Origin of the sequence: Streptomyces viridiviolaceus, from assembly GCF_014650995.1 — a bacterium.
Taxonomy (GTDB): Bacteria; Actinomycetota; Actinomycetes; order Streptomycetales; family Streptomycetaceae; genus Streptomyces; species Streptomyces viridiviolaceus.
In genome coordinates this window covers 91,171-109,924 of record NZ_BMWA01000006.1, presented here as the reverse complement: position 1 = coordinate 109,924, position 18,754 = coordinate 91,171, and the positions used below count along the sequence as shown (strand labels likewise).

The 18,754-nt window shown below is 72.9% G+C and carries 16 protein-coding genes and 1 pseudogene; 5 read left to right on the top strand and 12 right to left on the bottom strand.

Annotated features, from left to right (window positions below; genetic code table 11):
* Nucleotides 1-12: 12 nt before the first annotated feature.
* On the top strand, nt 13-1,029 hold the full coding sequence (locus IE260_RS09955; RefSeq protein WP_189870161.1) for a 1-aminocyclopropane-1-carboxylate deaminase: 1,017 nt from the start codon (nt 13-15) through the stop codon (nt 1,027-1,029).
* Between the two features lie 386 nt (nt 1,030-1,415).
* On the opposite strand, the gene IE260_RS09950 is transcribed toward IE260_RS09955, so the two are convergent.
* From IE260_RS09950 to IE260_RS09920, 7 genes are all read right to left on the bottom strand, one after another.
* Nucleotides 1,416-2,621: a TerD family protein gene (locus tag IE260_RS09950; protein WP_189870160.1), complete on the bottom strand. Its 1,206-nt coding sequence runs from the start codon at nt 2,619-2,621 to the stop codon at nt 1,416-1,418.
* A gap of 212 nt (nt 2,622-2,833) precedes the next feature.
* On the bottom strand, nt 2,834-3,823 hold the full coding sequence (locus IE260_RS09945) for a zinc-dependent alcohol dehydrogenase family protein (RefSeq protein WP_189870159.1): 990 nt from the start codon (nt 3,821-3,823) through the stop codon (nt 2,834-2,836).
* On the bottom strand, nt 3,820-4,665 hold the full coding sequence (locus IE260_RS09940) for a carbohydrate ABC transporter permease (RefSeq protein WP_189870158.1): 846 nt from the start codon (nt 4,663-4,665) through the stop codon (nt 3,820-3,822). Before IE260_RS09940 ends, IE260_RS09945 begins: the two co-directional genes overlap by 4 nt.
* Nucleotides 4,662-5,603, bottom strand: coding sequence for a carbohydrate ABC transporter permease (locus IE260_RS09935; RefSeq protein WP_189870157.1), 942 nt, complete (start codon nt 5,601-5,603; stop codon nt 4,662-4,664). Before IE260_RS09935 ends, IE260_RS09940 begins: the two co-directional genes overlap by 4 nt.
* Complete coding sequence (locus tag IE260_RS09930) at nt 5,600-6,970, bottom strand: ABC transporter substrate-binding protein (RefSeq protein ID WP_189870156.1); 1,371 nt, start codon at nt 6,968-6,970, stop codon at nt 5,600-5,602. Before IE260_RS09930 ends, IE260_RS09935 begins: the two co-directional genes overlap by 4 nt.
* A gap of 78 nt (nt 6,971-7,048) precedes the next feature.
* A complete protein-coding gene (locus IE260_RS09925) occupies nt 7,049-7,819 on the bottom strand; it encodes a DeoR/GlpR family DNA-binding transcription regulator (RefSeq protein ID WP_189870155.1) in 771 nt (256 codons plus the stop codon).
* A gap of 263 nt (nt 7,820-8,082) precedes the next feature.
* Entirely contained in the window at nt 8,083-8,892 is an 810-nt protein-coding gene (locus IE260_RS09920; RefSeq protein ID WP_189870154.1) for an NAD-dependent epimerase/dehydratase family protein, read from the bottom strand.
* Between the two features lie 198 nt (nt 8,893-9,090).
* Between IE260_RS09920 and IE260_RS09915 the strand changes: the two genes are divergently transcribed.
* On the top strand, nt 9,091-10,035 hold the full coding sequence (locus IE260_RS09915) for a 5-dehydro-4-deoxyglucarate dehydratase (protein ID WP_189870153.1): 945 nt from the start codon (nt 9,091-9,093) through the stop codon (nt 10,033-10,035).
* Nucleotides 10,032-11,195 (top strand): hypothetical protein, encoded by a 1,164-nt coding sequence (locus tag IE260_RS09910; RefSeq protein WP_189870152.1) that lies wholly within the window; start codon nt 10,032-10,034, stop codon nt 11,193-11,195. Before IE260_RS09915 ends, IE260_RS09910 begins: the two co-directional genes overlap by 4 nt.
* Nucleotides 11,196-11,438: 243 nt before the next feature.
* Here IE260_RS09910 and IE260_RS09905 read toward each other — a convergent pair whose 3' ends face one another.
* Nucleotides 11,439-12,677 (bottom strand): MFS transporter, encoded by a 1,239-nt coding sequence (locus IE260_RS09905; RefSeq protein WP_189870151.1) that lies wholly within the window; start codon nt 12,675-12,677, stop codon nt 11,439-11,441.
* 136 nt (nt 12,678-12,813) lie between these two features.
* On the opposite strand from IE260_RS09905, the gene IE260_RS09900 reads away from it, so the two are divergent.
* Together IE260_RS09900 and IE260_RS09895 are read left to right on the top strand one after the other, a co-directional pair.
* On the top strand, nt 12,814-13,416 hold the full coding sequence (locus IE260_RS09900; RefSeq protein ID WP_189870150.1) for a TIGR03086 family metal-binding protein: 603 nt from the start codon (nt 12,814-12,816) through the stop codon (nt 13,414-13,416).
* A 40-nt stretch (nt 13,417-13,456) separates the two neighbouring features.
* Nucleotides 13,457-14,274: pseudogene (locus tag IE260_RS09895) on the top strand (MBL fold metallo-hydrolase).
* Here IE260_RS09895 and IE260_RS09890 read toward each other — a convergent pair.
* From IE260_RS09890 to IE260_RS09875, 4 genes are all read right to left on the bottom strand, one after another.
* On the bottom strand, nt 14,264-15,721 hold the full coding sequence (locus IE260_RS09890) for a peptidoglycan D,D-transpeptidase FtsI family protein (RefSeq protein WP_189870149.1): 1,458 nt from the start codon (nt 15,719-15,721) through the stop codon (nt 14,264-14,266). The pseudogene IE260_RS09895 and the gene IE260_RS09890 overlap by 11 nt on opposite strands.
* A gap of 63 nt (nt 15,722-15,784) precedes the next feature.
* Nucleotides 15,785-16,444 (bottom strand): response regulator transcription factor, encoded by a 660-nt coding sequence (locus IE260_RS09885; RefSeq protein WP_189870148.1) that lies wholly within the window; start codon nt 16,442-16,444, stop codon nt 15,785-15,787.
* Complete coding sequence (locus IE260_RS09880; protein WP_189870147.1) at nt 16,441-17,715, bottom strand: sensor histidine kinase; 1,275 nt, start codon at nt 17,713-17,715, stop codon at nt 16,441-16,443. The genes IE260_RS09885 and IE260_RS09880 overlap by 4 nt, the downstream gene beginning before the upstream one ends.
* Complete coding sequence (locus IE260_RS09875; RefSeq protein ID WP_189870146.1) at nt 17,712-18,719, bottom strand: hypothetical protein; 1,008 nt, start codon at nt 18,717-18,719, stop codon at nt 17,712-17,714. Before IE260_RS09875 ends, IE260_RS09880 begins: the two co-directional genes overlap by 4 nt.
* Between the last annotated feature and the right edge of the window lie 35 nt (nt 18,720-18,754).

The window sequence follows — 18,754 nt, the reverse complement described above, 5'->3', positions numbered from 1 at the left end:
CCGGGAGGACCCGTGTCCCTTTCCTCGTACGAGCGCTACCCGCTGCTCCTCGGACCCTCGCCCGTGCACCGGCTGGAACGCCTCACCGAGCACCTCGGCGGGGCCTCGCTGTGGGCGAAGCGCGAGGACCTGAACTCCGGCATCGCCTACGGCGGCAACAAGACCCGCAAGCTGGAGTACCTGGTCGCCGACGCGCTCGCCCAGGGTTGCGACACCCTCGTCTCGATCGGCGGGGTGCAGTCCAACCACACCCGCCAGGTCGCCGCCGTCGCCGCCCGGGCCGGACTGAAGTGCGTGCTGGTGCAGGAGAGCTGGGTGGACTGGCCGGACGCCGTGTACGACAAGGTCGGCAACATCCTGCTCTCCCGGCTGGCCGGGGCCGACGTACGGCTGGTGAAGGCCGGGTTCGGCATCGGTTTCAAGGAGAGCTGGGAGCAGGCGCTCAGGGAGGTCGAGGAGGCGGGCGGAAAGCCGTACGCCATCCCGGCCGGCGCCTCCGACCATCCGCTCGGCGGGCTCGGCTTCGCCGGCTGGGCGTACGAGGTCGCCGAGCAGGAACGGGAACTGGGCGTCTTCTTCGACACCGTGGTGGTGTGCTCGGTGACCGGGTCGACCCAGGCCGGCATGGTCGCCGGATTCCGGGCCCTGGAGGAGGCGGGCGGCCGGCCCCGGCGGGTGATCGGCGTCGACGCGTCCGCGGAACCCGCCCGCACCCGGGAGCAGATCGCCCGGATCGCGCATCGGACCGGGCAGCTCATCGGCGTGACGAAGGAACTGACCGAGGCGGACGTCGAACTGGACGAGCGGTACCACGCGGGCACCTACGGCATCCCCGACGACAGCACGCTCGCGGCGATGCGGCTCGCAGCCCGGACCGAGGGCATGGTCACCGACCCGGTCTACGAGGGGAAGTCGATGGCGGGGCTGGTCGACCTGGTCACCCGCGGCGAGATCGGCGGCGACGCCACCGTGCTCTACGCCCACCTGGGCGGGCAGCCGGCGCTCAACGCGTACAGCGCGCTGTTCTAGGGTCCCCACCGGCTGCCGGAGGCCGCCGGTCCCGACCGGATCGATGCGACCGCGGCGCGGGCCGGCGCGGTCGCGGCCGCTCGGGCGCCGGGCGAGGCGGCTGGGCCGGCGGCCCGGCGGTGGACACCGCGTGCGGCGACCGTGTGCGGGGCGCGGCGGGGCGGCTGGTCCGGGCGGCGCGGGAGGAGGGCATGCTGCGGCGGGACGTCGGGCGATCGAAGGTGCCGCGGCCGGTGCACGCGGGGGCCACGGCGTCCGAGTCGGCCGGCCGGGGTGACGGGGGAGCCGGTCCGCCGGTACCCGTCGCCGGTGCTGCGGGGACTGCGGACGCAGGGGCGGCGCTCCCGGTGCCCCGGGTACCGGGAGCGCCGCCGTCGGCCGGCCGCCTACAGCGCCTGGGCCGCGGGCTTCACCATCCCCCGGACCGTGCGGGACTTGACGAAGTCGCCCATGGCGGTCATCTCCCACTCGCCGGAGAACTGGCGGATCAGCTTCGCCATCATCACGCCGGTCTGCGGCTCGGCGCTGGTGAGGTCGAAGCGGACCAGTTCCTCGCCGGTCGCGCCGTCCAGGAGACGGCAGTACGCCTTGGCGACCTCCGTGAACTTCTGGCCGGAGAAGGAGTTGACCGTGAACACCAGCCCGGTGACGTCCGGCGGGAGGGCGCCGAGGTCGACGGTGATCACCTCGTCGTCGCCGCCGCCCTCGCCGGTGAGGTTGTCGCCGGAGTGCCGGATGGCGCCGTTCACGATCTGGAGCTTGCCGAAGTAGCAGCTGTCGATGTGGTTGCGCTGCGGGCCGTACGCGATGACGGAGGCGTCCAGGTCGATGTCCTTGCCGCGGTACGCCGGCTCCCAGCCGAGGCCCATCTTGACCTGTGAGAGGACCGGACGGCCGCCCTTGACCAGGGAGACGGTCTGGTTCTTCTGCAGGCTGACCCGGCCCTTGTCCAGGTTGATCTTCCCCGTGCCCGGGGCGGGGGCGGGCGGTGCGGCGGGCGGCGCGGGCGGTGCGGCGGGCATGGTGGGAGCGGCGGCGGGCGGGGCCGGCGGCGGGGTGACCGCCTGGGGCGGGGCCGCCGGCTGGGCCGGGGCGGCCGGTTCCTCCACCGTGACGCCGAAGTCGGTGGCGATGCCCGCGAGACCGTTGGCGTAGCCCTGGCCGACCGCGCGGGCCTTCCAGGCACCGTTGCGCAGGTAGATCTCCACGATCACCAGGGCCGTCTCGGCGCCGAGCTGCGGGGGCGTGAAGGTGGCGAGGACGGAGTTGTCGTCCGCGTTGCGGATGGTGGCGGTCGGTTCGATGCCCTGGAAGGTCTGGCCGGCGGCGTCCGGGCTGGCGGTGACGACGATCTTCTCGATGCCCGGCGGGACGGCGGAGGTGTCGACCGTGATCGCGTCCGGGGCGGTGCCGCCGCCGGAGCGGTACGTCACGCCCGGGCCGGTGGGCTGGTTGTAGAAGATGAAGTCGTCGTCGGAGCGCACCTTGCCGTCGGCGGTGAGCAGCAGGCCCGATACGTCGAGCCGCACGGGCGCGGCGACGTCCACCGTCACGCGGGCGGCGGAGAGGGGGATGTTCGAGCCGGGGGTCATAGCTGTCATGCCCGGTGAACGAGCGAGGCCGTTTTACCGTTCCCTTACCCGTGGGGCGATCGGGTCGGGCCGGTGGGGCGGTGGCGGCCGGTGTTCTTCGCCCCCGCCGCCCCTTCCCTTCCCGTCCCCGGGGGCGGCTGCGCCCCCGGACCCCCTTGTCGGCCTTCGGCCTCGTCCTCAAACGCCGGACGGGCTGGAGATGCCGGCCAGGCCTACGGCACCACCACGATCTTCCTGCCCACCCCCGCCGCGAACTGCTCCAGCGCCTGCGGGTAGCGGTCCAGCGGGATGCGGTCGCTGATGAAGACGTCGGGGTCCAGCACGTCGTTCGCGAACAGTTCCGCAGCGCGCTCGTAGCTGTGCAGGACCGCCATCGAGCCGGTGATGGTGATCTCCTGGTTGTAGATGCGGTACGGGTCGATCGTCACCCGCGTCGCGTAGTCGGCCACGCCGAACTGCAGGAACGTGCCGGCCTTGGCGACCCGCCCCAGGCCGTCCTGGATCGCCGCCGCGTTGCCGGTCGCGTCGATGACCAGGTCCCAGCCCTGCGGGCGGTCCAGTTCGTCCGGGTTCGCGGCCGAGGCGGAGACACCGAGGCCGCGGGCCGTCTCCAGGCGGGCCGGGTTCACGTCGACCACGTCGACGCTCGCCGCGCCGGTCCGCTTGGCCAGTTCCAGCATCATCAGGCCCATCGTGCCGGAACCGTAGATCAGGACGTGGGCGCCGAGGCGGGACCGGAGTACGTCGTAGCCGCGGACCGCGCAGGAGAGCGGTTCGATCAGGGCCGCGTCCTGGGTGCGGACGTGCTCCGGGAGCTTCACGCAGTTCGCCACCGGCGCCACCGCGTACTTCGCCGCGCCGCCCGCCGTCGTGACGCCGATGGCCGCCCAGCGTTCGCAGAGGTTGTTGTGGCCGGTGCGGCAGTAGCGGCACTCGTAGCAGTAGAGGGACGGGTCGACGGCGACCTGGTCGCCGACCGCCACCTCCGTGACCTGGGCGCCGACGCCGACCACCTCGCCGGCGAACTCGTGCCCCGGCACGATCGGGAGCTTCGGCGCGAACTCGCCCTGGAGGATGTGCAGGTCGGTGCCGCACAGACCGCAGGCCGCGACCTCGACGACGACCTCGCGCGGCCCTGGCGTCGGGTCCGGGACCTCGGTGACGACGGCACGGCCCACGGACTCGATGACGGCGGCCTTCATTTCACGGCTCCCAACGACAGGCCCTGGACCAGTTTGTCCTGGGCGGCGAACCCCGCGGCGAGCACCGGCAGGGAGATGACGAGCGACGCGGCGCACACCTTGGCCAGGAACAGGCCCTGGCTGGTGATGAAGCCGGTCAGGAAGACGGGGGCGGTCTCGGCGACCACGCCCGTCAGCACCCGGGCGAAGAGCAGTTCGTTCCAGCTGAAGATGAAGCAGATCAACGACGTCGCGGCGATGCCCGGGAGGGCGATGGGCGCGACGACGCGCGCCAGGATCGTCGGCAGTCTCGCGCCGTCCACCCGGGCCGCCTCGATGACGGCGACCGGGACTTCGGCCAGGAAGGACTGCATCATCCACACCGCGATCGGCAGGTTCATGGAGGTGTAGAGGATGACCAGCAGCCAGATGTTGTCGAGCAGGCCGGCGTTCTTGGCGAACAGGTAGATCGGCAGCAGGCCCGCGACCACCGGCAGCATCTTGGTGGACAGGAAGAAGAACAGGACGTCCGTCCACTTCTTCACCGGCCGGATGGAGAGCGCGTACGCCGCAGGAAGGGCCAGCAGCAGGACGAAGAGCGTCGACGCGATCGACGCCACCGCCGAGTTGATCAGCGCCGGCCAGGGGCTGGCGCCGCCGTCCGCGCCGAAGAACTCGCGGTAGCCGTCCAGCGTCAGCGACGCCGCGAAGGACGGCGGGTTGGTGGCCGCGTCCTCCTCCGAGTGGAAGGAGGTCAGGGCCATCCACGCGATGGGCAGGAAGAAGACGATGCCGGCCAGCCAGGCCACCAGCCCGAGGCCCACACCGCCCCTGCGGCCCACTCGTACGGCCATGGCGCTCATGCGCGGGACACCTCCTCGCGGAACAGGGACGACACCACGCGCAGGGCGAAGGTCGCGATGACGATCGAGCCGATGACGACCAGGACGCCCGCGGCCGAGGCCAGGCCGTTCTCGTGGGCCTGGTAGAAGCTCTGGTAGACGGTGTAGGGCAGGTTGGCCGTGCCCAGGCCGCCGGACGTGATCGTGAAGACCGCGTCGAAGTTCTGCACGATGTAGATCGAGCCCAGCAGGGCGCCCAGTTCCAGGTAGCGGCGCAGGTGGGGCAGCGTGAGGTGGCGGAAGATCTGCCAGTCGCTCGCGCCGTCCACCCGGGCGGCCTCGATCTGCTGCTGGTCCCGGCTCTGCAACCCGGCCAGCAGGATGAGCATCATGAACGGCGTCCACTGCCACACCAGGGAGGCCTCGACGGCGAGCAGCGGGGTGTTGGAGATCCAGTCGGGCTGCGGTCCGCCGACGTAGTGCAAGAGGCCGTTGAACAGGCCGTATTCGGGGTTGTAGAGCACGTGCTTCCACAGCAGGGCCGCCGCCACCGGGACGACCAGGAAGGGGGCGATCAGCAGGGTGCGGACCACGCCCCGGCCCTTGAACCGCCGGTCCAGCAGCAGGGCCAGCGCCAGTCCGAGGACGAGGCTGGCCAGGACCACCGCGACGGTCAGCAGGACGGTCGTCCACACCGACCTGCGCAGGTCGGGGTCGGTGAGGACGTCGCCGTAGTTGCTGAGGCCGGTGAAGTGGCGGGCGTCCGGGTAGAGGGCGTTCCAGTCGAAGAAGGAGATCACCAGCGTGGCCACGAACGGCAGCTGGGTGACCGCGATCATGAAGATCAGGGCGGGGAGGAGCGGAGCCCGGGTGGCCCAGGCGCGCAGCCGGGTGGCGGGCGGGCGGGCCGGGGTGCGGACGTCGGGGGCGGCCACGGGGGCCGTGGTCGTGGCGGTCATCGTCCCTCGTACTCCTCGGAGATCTTCTCGGCGAGCGCCTGCGACTTCTTCAGGGCCGACTCGACGGACTGGCGTCCGGCGATGGCCGCGCTGATCTCCTGGGAGACCTTGGTGCCGAGGTCGGTGAACTCGGGGATGCCGACGAACTGGATGCCGGGCGCGGGGCGCGGCTGCACGCCGGGGTCGCGCGGCTTGGCTCCCTCGATGGCCTCCCTGGTCATCTCCTGGAAGGCGGCGGCCTCCGCGCGGTAGGCCGGGTTGTCGTACGTCGAGGCCCGCTTGCCGGCGGGGACGTTCGACCAGCCGATCTGGTCGCCGACGAGCTGTTCGTACTCCTTGCCGGACGCCCAGGAGACGAACTTCCACGCCTTGTCGGGGTTGCGGGACGCCTTCTGGATGCCCCAGGCCCAGGTGTAGAGCCAGCCGGAGGAGTCGGTCCTCTCGACGGGAGCCGGAGCGTAGCCGATCTTTCCCTTGACCGGGGACTTGGCGGACTCCAGGGAGCCGGCCGCCGACGTGGCGTCGTACCACATGGCGACCTTGCCCTGGGTGAGGTTGTTCAGGCACTCGGCGAAACCGGACTGGGCGGCGCCGGACTCGCCGTGCTCGCGGACGAGGCCGACGTAGAACTTCGTCGCCTTCTCCCACTCGGGGGAGTCCAGTCGCGCCTTCCAGTCCTGGTCGAACCAGGTGCCGCCGAAGGTGTTCACGACCGTCGTCAGGGGTGCCATCAGCTCGCCCCAGCCCGGCAGGCCGCGCAGGCAGATGCCCTTCATGCCCGGCTCGGCGCCGTCGACCTGCTCGGCGAGCTCGGCCACCTGGGTCCAGGTGGGGTGCTCGGGCATCGTCAGGCCCTTCTTCGCGAAGACGTCCTTGCGGTACATCAGGAAGGACGACTCGCCGTAGAAGGGCTGGCCGTAGAGCTTGCCGTCGTCGCCGGTGAGGGACTCGCGCATCGGCGCCAGGACGTCCTGCTCGTCGTAGGACGGGTCCTTCGCGACGTAGGAGCCCATCTCGTGCAGCCATTCGTTGCGGGCGTAGATGGGGATCTCGTAGTTGGACAGGGTGGCGACGTCGTACTGGCCGGCCTGGTTGGCGAAGTCCTGGCTGATCTTGTCGCGGACGTCGTTCTCCGGCAGGACGGTGAAGTTCACCTTGATGCCGGTCTCCTTGGTGAAGTGGTCGGCGGTGAGCTTCTGCAGTTCGACCATCTGGGGGTTGTTGACCATCAGGACGTTGATGGCGTTCCCGCCGGATCCGGCCCCGCCCGCCCCGACCCAGCAGCCGGAGAGCAGCGGGGCGAGCAGCGTCCCTGCGGCGGCCGTGGCGAGCGTGGCTCGCGGCCTCCGTCGGCTCTGGGTTCGCATGGATCGCTCCTGGACGTATGAGGATATAAAGGGCAGTGAGGGGTGTCGGGGTGCCCCGGAGGGGCATGGTCCGGTGTCTCAGACGCGGATGACCTGCGGCCCGAGCAGCGAGTAGCGGTGGGCCTCGGCCGCGGGGAGCAGGGTGCTGGTGACGATCGCCTCCAGGGCGCCGATCTCCGCGAACCGGCAGAAACTGACCGCCCCGAACTTCGTGTGCGTGCCCGCGAAGACCGTGCGGCGGGCGGCGCGGATGGCCTGGGCCTTGACCTCGCCGACCGCGGGGTCGGGTGTGGTCAGGCCGTGTTCACGGGAGATGCCGTTGGCGCCGATGTACGCCAGGTCGATGACGAACCCGGCCAGCATCCTGGTCGTCCAGTGGTCGACGGTCGCCAGGGTGCCCGAGCGGACCCGGCCGCCGAGCAGCAGCACGGAGGTGTCACCGGCCTCGGCGAGGGCGCCGGCGACCGGCAGGGACGCGGTGACCACGGTCAGCGGCCGGTCCCTCGGAAGCGCCTCGGCGATGAGCTGGGGGGTGAATCCCTCGTCGACGAAGACCGTCTCGGCGTCACCGAGCAGTTCGGCCGCCGCGGCGGCGATCCGGCGCTTCTCGGGGACGTGGCTGGTGGCGCGGAAGGCGAGCGTCGTCTCGAACCCGGCGCTCTCCACCGGATAGGCGCCACCGTGGGTGCGGCGCACCAGGCCGTGGTCCTCCAGGGCGCGCAGGTCCCGCCGGACGGTCTCCTTGGCCACGCCCAGTTCGGCCGCGAGCGCGGTGACGTCGACCGAGCCGGTGGCGCGGGCGACCCGCACGATCTCGCGCTGGCGCTCTTCCGCCGTTCTCGTGCCCATGCCGAACACCTGCCTCACCGCCTCGTTGCCCGTTCGGGCCCGGTACGGCCCGTGGGGGAAGTTCTACAGCGGCAGGGCGGCACTGACCAGGTCTGTTGCGGGCCCGATGCTGCCCGCTTGTGCCCGCTTCCCGCGCCGGGTGCCCGCCGCGGACCTGGGAGGGGAGCGGGACGGCAGGTGGGAACGGGCAGCGCGGATGCCCGCATGCGGAGGCGGGCGGGCCCGTTCGGTGCCCGCCCGCCCCTCGTGGCGGCGACTTCCGGTCAGTACGGCCAGATCGGCGGGTCGGTCACGAAGTGGCCGCCCAGGCGGGCGTGTGCCGGATTGTCCGGGTCGAGTTCGCCCTGTTCGGCGATGAGCTTCTCGGCGTACGGCTCGGAGTCGTCCTGCGGTTCGTAACCGAGCGCCCGCGCGGTGGACAGGTCCCACCACAGGCGGGTGTTCGCGGAGGAGCCGTGGACGACCGTGTGGCCGACGTTCTCGGCGGTCAGGGCCGCGTGGAAGAGGCGGGCGCCGTCGGCGGGGCTCATCCACACCGAGAGCATGCGCACGCTGGTCGGCTCCGGGAAGCAGGAGCCGATGCGGACGGAGACGGTCTCGATGCCGTGCTTGTCCCAGTAGAACTGGGCGAGGTCCTCGCCGAAGGACTTGGACAGGCCGTAGAAGGTGTCCGGGCGGCGCGGGGTGTCGACCGGGACGAGAGGGTCGTCGCCCTGCGGGCGCGGGGTGTAGCCGACGGCGTGGTTGGAGGAGGCGAAGACGATGCGCCGGACGCCTTCCTCGCGGGCGGCCTCGTAGAGGTGGTAGGTGCCCTCGATGTTCGCCTTCAGGATCTTCTCGAAGGGGGCTTCCAGGGAGATGCCCGCGAGGTGGATGATCGCGTCGACGCCCCGGACGGCCTCGCGCACGGCCTCCTTGTCGGCCAGATCGGCGGTGATCGCCTCCGGCTCGCCCTCGACGGGGCGCAGGTCGAGCAGGCGCAGTGCGTAGCCGTAACCGGGGAGCAGGTCCCGCATGAGGGTGCCGAGACCGCCGGCGGCGCCGGTGAGCAGGACGGTGCGGGGAGCGGGCATCCTCGGGACTCCTAGGTCTCCTTGAATCGGCAGCCGTGCGTATGAGTGCACGGTGTTCATATTCGTGGACACGCTAAAGATCCCCGGCCTCGGCCGTCAAGAGGGCTTGCTTGACGGCCCCTCAAGGTCGGCTTAGCGTGGCTGCGTTCAGAAACATGGACGCAGATCACGAATATGGAACCGGAATCGGGAGCGCCCGTGACCTCAGCCTCTCTCGCCGCTCGACTCGCCCTTCCCCGCGGGCCGCTGTTCTTCCCCGTCACGGCGTACGGACCCGCCGGCGAGGTCGACCTCGACGTCTACCGCGAGCATGTCCGCCGGGGGGTCGAGGCCGGGGCCGCCGCCGTCTTCGCCTGTTGCGGCACCGGGGAGTTCCACGCGCTCACCCCCGAGGAGTTCCGCGACTGCGTACGGGCGGCGGTGGAGGAGACGGCCGGACGGGTGCCCGTCGTGGCCGGCGCGGGGTACGGCACCGCGCTCGCCGTGCGCTACGCCCTCCTCGCCGAGGAGGCCGGGGCCGACGGGCTGCTCGCCATGCCGCCCTATCTCGTGCTCGCCGGCCAGGAGGGGCTGTTGCGGCACTACCGTGAGGTGGCCGCGGCGACCTCCCTGCCCGTGATCGTCTACCAGCGCGACAACGCCGTGTTCACCCCCCGGAGCGTGGTCGAACTGGCCCGCACGGACGGCATCGTCGGCCTCAAGGACGGCCTCGGCGACCTCGACCTCATGCAGCGCGTCGTCAGCGCGGTACGCACCGACGCCCCGGGCGACTTCCTCTACTTCAACGGGCTGCCCACCGCCGAGCAGACCCAGCTCGCCTACCGGGCCCTCGGCATCACCCTCTACTCGTCCGCCGTCTTCTGCTTCGCCCCGGAGATCGCCCTCGCCTTCCACCGCGCGCTGCGCACGGGCGACGAGGCCACCGCGCACCGCCTGCTGGACGGCTTCTACCGGCCGTTCGTCGAACTGCGCGCCCAGGGCCGCGGTTACGCCGTCGCCCTGGTCAAGGCCGGCGTACGGCTGCGCGGGCTGGACGTGGGGGAGGTACGGCCCCCGCTGCACGAACCGACCGAGGATCACGTCAAGCAACTCGCTCAGGTGACCGAGCGGGGCTACGCGCTGCTCGACGAGGAGGGCAAGTGAAGACGTCGGCGTTCGTCTATCCCTGGGACGTCAACGGGGACCCGGGAGCGGCGGAGTTCGTCGCCGGAACCGGGGTGGAGCAGGTGACGCTCGCCGCCGCCTACCACTCCACCCGCGCCCTCACCCCGCGCCACCCCCGCCACCGCGTCGTCACCGCCGAGCACGCGGCGGTGTTGTATCCGCCGGACGGCCGCTGGGAGGGGCGCGCGATCCGCCCGTACGAGGCCGGCGACTGGGCCCCCGGCGACGCCTTCGGGGAAGCGGCCGAGGCGCTCGCGGACGCGGGTCTGGAGGTGCACACCTGGGTGGTGCTCGCCCACAACTCCCGCCTGGGAGCGGAGCAGCCGCACACCTCCGTCGTCAACGCCTACGGCGACCGCTACCCGTGGGCGCCGTGCATCGCGCAGCCCGGCACGCGCGCCTACCTCACCGACCTCGCCGCCGAGGCGGCGGTGCGCCCCGGGGCGCACGGCACCGAACTGGAGTCCCTCGGCTGGTACGGGCTCGCGCATCTGCACGCCCACGACAAGACCGGCGGAGTCGGCCTCGGGGACGCCGGGCAGTACCTGATGTCCCTCTGCTTCTGCCCCGACTGCCGGGAGGGCTACGGCCGGCAGGGCCTGGACGCCGACTCGCTCGCCGCCGCCGTACGGGCCGCGCTGGAGCCGGTGTGGCGGGGGGCGCCGTCCGACGGGGGCTGGGCGGGGGTGGAGAAGCTGCTCGGCGAGACGACGGCGAACGCCACGCGCGCCTGGCGCGACGCCACCGCCCGCTCGCTGCAGGAGGCGGCGGTCGGGGCCGTCCGGGCCGCCGCGCCCGACGGCTTCCAGGTGCTGGTGCACGCCGACCCGGTGTCGTACCACTGCGGTGCCAACGCGGGCGTCGACCCCGCGCACATCCTGTCCGTCGCGGACGGCGTGGTCGTCCCCTGCACGGGCGGCGCGGACCCGCTGACGGCGTTCGCGCAGCAGGACCGCGCCGGGGCCGTCCTCGCCGCCAACCTCACCGTGGTGTCCGGCATGGGCGGCAGCCCCGGCACCCTCGCCTCGGACGCCGCCCGCGCCCGCGAGCGGGGCGCCACGGAGCTGCGGCTTTACCACGCCGGGCTGGCGTCGGACAGCGACCTGGAGGCGGTGCGGTCGGTGCTCGTGGGGCGGTGAGTCGGTGGTGTCGGGGGTTTCCGGTGCGGGGGTGCCGGGTGTGTTCGTGGTGGGGGTGGTGTGCGGACGCTCGCGCCGGGTGAGTCGCGGACGTCTCACGTCCGGCCGGGGTCGGACGGTGACCTGGAGGTGGTGCGGTCGGTGCTCGTGGGGCGGTGAGTCGGTGGTGTCGGGGTGCCGGGGTCAGGGTGCCTGGTGTGGGGGTGGTGTGCGGACGCTCGCGCCGGGCGAGTCGCGGACGTCTCACGTCCGGCCGGGGTCGGACGGCGAGCCCGCGCCGGTGTGCTCGGGCGCCGGGCGGTGAGCGAGTGACGCCGCGGTCGCCGACAGGGCGAGGCCGAGGGTGATCAGCAGCAGCCGGAGGTCGGCCAGTTCGACCAGGGCCGCGCCCGCGGCCAGCCCGATCACGTTCGGCGTGAACACCAGGGAGTTGGCCGTGGCGGTGACCCGGCCCAGCAGTGCGTCCGGCGTCTCGTGCTGCACGGCGGTCAGCGAGGCGATCAGCACCGCGGGCAGCCCCGCGCCGATCGCCGCGCTGGTCACCAGGGCCACGGAGTCGTGCGCAACGGCCCGCACCGCCACCGCCACCGCCAGGAGCGCGATGCCGCACACCGCGAACCGGCGCCCGCCCAGCCGCCGCAGGGCGGGTCCGGCCAGCAGCCCGACCGCCACCGAGCCGGCTCCCTGGACGGCGTACAGCACACCGGCGTACGCGGGGGAGCGCCCGAGGGCGTCGACGACGGCGTAGGCCGTGGCGCCGTTGACGCCCGCGCAGAGCATCGTGAGCCCGCCCGCGAGGACGAGCGGGCGCAGCCGGGGGTGCGACCACAGGTGGCGGGCGCCCTCGGCCGTCCGGCGCCGCCAGTCCGCCGCGGGCCGTTCCGGTCGTGCCTCGCGCACCCGCAGCCCGGCGTACAGTCCCGCGGCCAGCACGAACGTCAGCGCGTCGAGCAGCGCCACGCTCGGGCCTCCGTACGCCGCGTACAGTCCCGCCCCGGCCAACGGTGCGACCAGTTTCATGCCCTCGGTGGCGGTCATGCGCAGCCCGTTGAAGTCGCCGAGCAGGCGCTTGCCGACGGCGGAGGCGATGAGCGCCGACTCGGCCGCGTCGTGGACGACGCCCGCGGCGCCGTACACGAAGAGCACCGCGAACAGCAGCCACGGGCCGCCCCGGGAACCGGCGGCGAAGAGACCGAGCAGCAGGGCGGCGAGCACCAGGTTCGTGGCGATCAGAAGGGGTTTGCGGCGGGTGCGGTCGGCGAGCGTGCCCAGCGCCGGGCCCGCCAGGGTCGGCGCCCACATGGCGAACATGCACAGCGCGGCCAGCCCGTCGGAGCCGGTGACGTCCTTCACCCACACGCCGGACGCCAGCCACAGCGCCGAGGTGCCGAAGCCGGAGACCACCACCCCGGCGAGATACAGGCCCGCGGTGCGGTCGCGCAGGACCCGTGCCGCGGTCCAGGTCCTCTTCGTCGTCGTCATGCCTGGCCATCGTGGGACTAAGGAGGCGGGGCCGGCATCGGGAAAGTGCCCCGGCCGGGGGACCGGCGGCCGATGAGTTCCGGTGCCGGAGTCGGTCTACCTCCCGATGGAGCACCGCATCCGCGAGGAGCAACCGATGACAGCCGACACCACCACCCTCGACCTCGGGCCGCAGACCCGGATCGTGGCGCGCCTCGCACGGGGCGTGAGCGACGGGCAGCTCATGGACCCCACGCCGTGCCCGGACATGGCCGTCCGCAACCTCCTCGGACATCTGACCGGCCTGGCCGCCGCTTTCCGGGACGCCGGGCGCAAGGACCTGGGCGTCACGACCGACACCAGTCCCGACACCGTCGTGCCGGACATCGGGCCCGGCTGGCGCGAGGACCTGCCCGAGGTGCTCGGCGAACTCGCCGACGCCTGGCGCGACCCGGCGGCCTGGACCGGCGCGACCCGGGCCGGCGGCGTCGACCTGCCCGGCGCGGTCGCCGGTGCCGTCGCGGCCGACGAACTGGTGATCCACGGCTGGGACCTGGCCCGGGCGACCGGCCAGGAGTACACGCCCGACCCGGCCGCGCTCCGCGTGTCCTACGACCTCCTCGCCGCCGCGGCCGAGGAGCCCGACCGGAGCGGTGGCGGCCTCTTCGGCCCCGTCGTCCCCGTCCCGGCCGACGCCCCGCTGCTGGACCGCGCGGTGGGACTGAGCGGACGCGACCCGGGCTGGACGCGGCTCGCCTGAAACCGGAAGGCGTGTGCGCGGACGCCGGTACGCTCCGCGCATGACGCTCAGCCTCACGGTCCTGGGCACCGCCTCCCCGCACCCCGGGGCCGGGCCGGCCCTGCTCCGGTCACCTGGTGCGCGGCGGCGGCGCCGAGGTGTGGGTGGACGCCGGTCCGGGGACCTTCGCGGAGTTGCAGCGGCACACCGAACCGGCGCGGCTTAGCGCGAGCTGGATACCACCTGCACGCCGACCACAGCGCCGACCTGCTCCCTGCCCTGTACGCCTTCGCGTACGGAGGGCTCACACCCGAGGCGCCCGTTCCGGTCTACGCGTCAGCGGACTGCGCCCGGCGCCTCGCGGGCTTCTTCGGACGTCCCGACACCGGGTTCCTGACCGGGGTCTTCTCGTTCCGGACGCTGTACGACGGACACACGGCCCGCCACGGCGGCCTGCTCCTCACCTCCCGCGCCGTCCGGCATGACACCGAGGCGTACGGGCTGCGTACCGAGTGCGGGGGCCGGGTCCTGGCCTACTCGGGGGACAGCGGACCGTGCGCCGCGCTCACCGGCCTCGCCCGCGACGCGGACCTCTTCCTGTGCGAGGCCGACATCGACGAGCATCGCCAAGGCGAACAGGTGCACCTGACGCCCGAGGACGCGGGGAACACCGCCCGCGCGGCCGGAGCGCGGCGCCTGCTCGTCACGCACGTCGGGCCCACGCTGAGCCCCGCGGAGCCGACGGCCGGCTCCGCACCGAGACCCTGCCGGGCGTCGGGCACACCTTCACGGACCGCGTGCAGGACGACGTCCTCGCCTGGCTCGACGCCGTCCTGTGAGACATGCCGGCCGAACTCGCCGGAGGCGTCTAGCCCTTGAGCGCCGCCTCCATCATCGCCTTGGCCACCGGCGCCGCCAGGCCGTTGCCGCTGACCTCCGAGCGGGCCGCGTCGGACTGCTCGACCATGACCGCCACCGCGACCTGCCGGTCCGAGGAGTCGGACTTGGCGTACGAGGTGAACCAGGCGTACGGGGTCTTGCTGTTGTTCTCGCCGTGCTGGGCCGTGCCCGTCTTGCCGCCCACGGTCGCGCCCGCGATCTGCGCGTTCGACCCCGTGCCCTCCTCGACCACGGTCCGCATGGCCGAATGGAGCTGCTCGGCGGTGTCGGAGCCGACGACCCGCTGCGTCTCCGCGTCGTCGTCGTAGTCCTTCAGCACGTCACCGCCGCTGTCGGTGGTCTGCGACACCATGTGCGGCGAGACCAGCTCGCCGCCGTTGGCAATGGCCGCCGACACCATGGCCATCTGCAGCGGAGTCGCCGTGACGTCGAACTGGCCGATGCCCGTCAGGGCGGTCGACGGCCGGTTCATGTCCTTCGGGTACACGCTCGTGTAGGCCCGCACCGGCACGTCCTGGGTCTCGTCGTTGAAGCCGAACTTCTCGGCCATCGCCCGCACCTTGTCCTGGCCCAGGTCGACGGCCATCTTCGCGAAGACGTTGTTGCACGAGTACTGCAGCGCGGTCCGGATCGTGGCGTTCTCGCAGGGCGCGTTCGGGTTCTCGTTCGTCAGGTTCGTCGTGGTGTCCGGCAGCCGGTACGGGTCCGGGCTGTCGGTCCGCTCGTCCACCGATCCGTACAGCCCGTCCTCCAGGGCGGCCGCCGCCACCACCAGCTTGAACGTGGAGCCCGGCGGCAGCGGCTGGCGCAGCGCACGGTTGGTGAGCGGCTTGTCCTCGTCCTTCGTCAGGCTCTGCCACGCCTCACCCGCGGTGTTGGCGTCGGTCAGCGACGCCGGGTCGTACGACGGGGTCGACACCACCGCGAGGATCCGGCCCGTCGCCGGGTCGATCGCGACGGCGGCGCCCTTCTTCCCGCCCAGCGCCTCGTACCCGGCCTTCTGCACCTCCGGGTCGATGGTCGTGACCACGTTGCCCGGGTCGGCACGCTGGTTGGTGACCGTGTCCATGACGGTCTTCAGCTGCGGGTCGGTGCCGTTGAGCAGGTCCTCGTAGATGCCCTCCAGCTGTGTGGGCGCATAGGCCTGCGAGGCGTAGCCCGTCACCGCCGCGTAGAGCCTGCCGTCGTCGTAGGTGCGTTTGTACGCGAGGTCACCGTCCTCCGTCCGCGCCGAGCCGGTGATCGACTTCCCGGCCACGATGATGTTCCCGAGCGGCTCCGCGTACGTCTCGATCGCGTTGCGCCGGTTGTCCTTGTCGTCCGCGAGTGCCTGGCCGTCGTAGAACTGCACCCAGGTCGCCCTGACGAGCAGAGCGAACACCAGGAGCAGCGTGAAGACCGAGGCACGCCTGATCGTCTTGTTCATCCCGCCCACAAGACGAACGGGCCGGAGCGAATCGTTCCCTTCCGGCCGGTCCGGCCTGATTTCTCATCGTCCGTTCATGAAGCCGGCCTCGTAGGCCCGGATGACCGCCTGGGTGCGGTCCCGGGTGCCGGTCTTGGCCAGCACCGACGCCACATGGGTCTTCACCGTGGCGGGGCCGACCCCCATGCGCCGGGCGATCTCCGCGTTGGTCAGCCCGGTCGTCATCAGCCGCAGCACCTCGCCCTCCCGCTCCGTGAGCCGTGCCACCCAGGCCGGCGGCGCGGAGCCGGCCCGCGCGTGCTCGACCGCGAGGGTCCGTACGGCCGACGGGAACAGCAGGGTGTCGCTGTGCGCCACCAGCCGCACGGCCTGCACGAGCGTGTCGGCGTCGGCACGCTTGAGCAGGAATCCGGCGGCACCGGCACGCAGGGCGTCGTAGACGTAGGAGTCGTTCTCGAAGGTGGTCACGACGACGATCCTGGGCGGTTCGGCGAGCGTGGCGAGGATCTGCTCGGTGGCCCGGATGCCGTCGGTCCCGGGCATGCGGACGTCCATCAGGACGACGTCCGGCCGCAGCTCGCGCACCACGGACACGGCCTCGGCCCCGGTGGCCGCCTCGCCGGCGACCTCCAGGTCCGGTTCGGCGGAGAGGATCGCGCGCAGGGCGGTGCGCACCATGCGCTCGTCGTCGGCGAGGACGATCCTGATCGGCGGGCGGGTCATACGGATCCTTTCAGCGGCAGGCGTACCTGGAGGCGCCACGTCCCCTCGGCGGCGCCCGCCCGGGCCACTCCGCCCAGCAGCCGGGCCCGGTCGGCGATGCCGCGCAGGCCGTGACCGCCGCCGGGGCGCGGGGCGCCGGCCTCGCCCAGGGGGTTCTCGACGGTGATCCGCAGGTGCTCGTCCACCACCTCGATGTCGACTGCCACCGCGGCCCGGTCACCGGCGTGCCTGAGCGCGTTGCTCAGGCCCTCCTGCACGATGCGGTACGCCTCGCGGGAGATCAGGGGCGGAACCGCCGCGGGGTCGGCGGCGACCGTGGCCGTGACCCGCAGCCCGCCCGCGCGGGTGCGGCGCAGCAGGCCGTCGAGGTCGGCGGCGAGCGTCGGCGCGGGGGCGGTGCCGGGGGCGTCGCCGTCCCGCAGCACGCCCAGTACGGCGTCCAGTTCGCCGACCGTGCGCCGGGTCGTGTCCTCGATCGCGGCGAGGGCCTCGCGGGCGAACTCCCGGTCGGTGTCCAGGACTCGGCGTGCCGCGCTCGCCTGGAGCATGACCGCGCTCAGGGCATGGCCGACGGAGTCGTGCAGCTCCCGCGCCAGCCGGTTGCGGACGGCGAGGTCGGCGGCGCGCGCCTCGGCCGCCGCGAGCCGGTCCTCGGCGGAGGGGCCGAGCAGCGCGGGCGCCCAGCGAGCCAGCAGCGCGCCGCAGCCGGCCGCGCACCCGGCGAGCGCGACGAGCATCGCGGCACCCGCGACCGGCGCCAGCGCGAGCGCCCATGCCTGGTCGAAGACGGCGGGCAGCCCGAGCCGGCTGTCGCGCAGCCCCGCGAAGACCGGCAGCACGATCAGCACCGCGGCGAACGGCGGCACCGCGAGGGACATCCCCGCGACGATCCCGCCGAGGCCCAGGTGCAGCGTGAACCAGGCGGCCGTACGCCCCTTCTCCCCCTTCGTCCGGGCCGGGCCGTAGGCCAGCCGGTCCTCGTCGACGCCGCACAGCCACCGCACGACCCCCGCCTCCAGCGGCCGGGTCGGCGGGAACAGCGAGGTGACGGCGGCCAGCGGCAGGCCGACGCCGAACGACGCGAACTGCATGGGGACCGAGCCGAAGAGGTTCGTGGCACCCATGGCCGGACCGACGACGACGGAGCCGACCAGCACGTACGGCATGGCGAGCGCGCCGCCGAGGATCAGATGGACCCACCGCAGACGCGCCCGCCGGCCGCACAGGAGTCGGGCGAGGGACCGGGCACGGGCCGGGGAGGGCGTGGTCACGGCCGCTTCGGGGCGGTGGCCGACCGTAGGGCGAGGAAGCGGGCGCCGACGGAGGCGAGGAGGAGGCCGACGGTCATCTGGCCAGCGTAGGTGAGCAGCATCAGCCGTGTCGGGCGGTCGGCGGGATCGTCCGTCCCGGCCAGTGAGCCGAGGAGCATCCAGCCGCCCCAGCAGGCCACCGCCGCGGAACAGATCCAGGTCAGGGCGAGGGGCACCGTCACCGGCAGGGCGAGTCCGCGGCGGAACGCGAGCAGCAGGCCCCCCACGGCGGCCAGGACGAGAAAGGCGACGTACAGGCCCTCCAGCACGTAGAAGTCACTGGTGCGGTCCGCGACCCGGCCCTCGCTGAGCCCGTCCGTGCCGCCGCACGCCCAGAACAGCCGCACGGCGAGCGGGAACAGCGCGAGGACGGCCGCAGCGACAGCGGTGACCCGCCGGCCCGCCCCGGCGACGCCGAGCGGCAGGTCCCACACCCGCCCGCGCCACAGATGCCCCCAGCGGCCCCGGGCGTGGAGCACGAACAGCGACCCCAGGGCGAGCCCCTGAAGGATGAACCCGCCGTACACGACCCCGAACACCCACTCGTGCAGGAAGGGCTCGCGTCCCGGGCCGGACGCCGTCGCGGTGTCGCCGACGACGATCCGTGCGAGAAGCTGCAGCGGGAACCCTGCCATGATCGGCGCGAGCAGCCCGGTGGCGATCCACACCGGAATCGCCAGCAGCCAGGCAGGCACCCTGAGACCCCACGGCCGGGTCAGCACCAGCGCCAGCACGATCACGCAGCTGTCCATCAGCAGGGAGAGCCCGTTGGCGACGGCCATGGCCGCCCGGTGGTCCAGCAGCGGGCTGCCGTCGGGGATCCCGACGTGACTCCCGGCGATCCAGGCGGCCTTGAGCCCCAGGTACGGCAGGCACGAGACGACGGCGACCGCACGCAGCAGCCGACGGGGACGGGAGAGGCCGGCGGCGGTCACCGGGGCGGCGGGAGCGAGTGACTGCGTCATGCCCAAACGCTCCCGCGGGACGGGGCCCGGGCACG

Coding starts and splice junctions, on each gene's coding strand:
- IE260_RS09920 (WP_189870154.1), bottom strand. CDS start 8,892: ATGCCCGCTCCCCGCACCGTCCTGCTCACCGGCGCCGCCGGCGGTCTC.
- IE260_RS09875 (WP_189870146.1), bottom strand. CDS start 18,719: ATGACGCAGTCACTCGCTCCCGCCGCCCCGGTGACCGCCGCCGGCCTC.
- IE260_RS09940 (WP_189870158.1), bottom strand. CDS start 4,665: ATGAGCGCCATGGCCGTACGAGTGGGCCGCAGGGGCGGTGTGGGCCTC.
- IE260_RS09930 (WP_189870156.1), bottom strand. CDS start 6,970: ATGCGAACCCAGAGCCGACGGAGGCCGCGAGCCACGCTCGCCACGGCC.
- IE260_RS09925 (WP_189870155.1), bottom strand. CDS start 7,819: ATGGGCACGAGAACGGCGGAAGAGCGCCAGCGCGAGATCGTGCGGGTC.
- IE260_RS09900 (WP_189870150.1), top strand. CDS start 12,814: ATGACAGCCGACACCACCACCCTCGACCTCGGGCCGCAGACCCGGATC.
- IE260_RS09945 (WP_189870159.1), bottom strand. CDS start 3,823: ATGAAGGCCGCCGTCATCGAGTCCGTGGGCCGTGCCGTCGTCACCGAG.
- IE260_RS09950 (WP_189870160.1), bottom strand. CDS start 2,621: ATGACCCCCGGCTCGAACATCCCCCTCTCCGCCGCCCGCGTGACGGTG.
- IE260_RS09935 (WP_189870157.1), bottom strand. CDS start 5,603: ATGACCGCCACGACCACGGCCCCCGTGGCCGCCCCCGACGTCCGCACC.
- IE260_RS09890 (WP_189870149.1), bottom strand. CDS start 15,721: ATGAACAAGACGATCAGGCGTGCCTCGGTCTTCACGCTGCTCCTGGTG.
- IE260_RS09905 (WP_189870151.1), bottom strand. CDS start 12,677: ATGACGACGACGAAGAGGACCTGGACCGCGGCACGGGTCCTGCGCGAC.
- IE260_RS09885 (WP_189870148.1), bottom strand. CDS start 16,444: ATGACCCGCCCGCCGATCAGGATCGTCCTCGCCGACGACGAGCGCATG.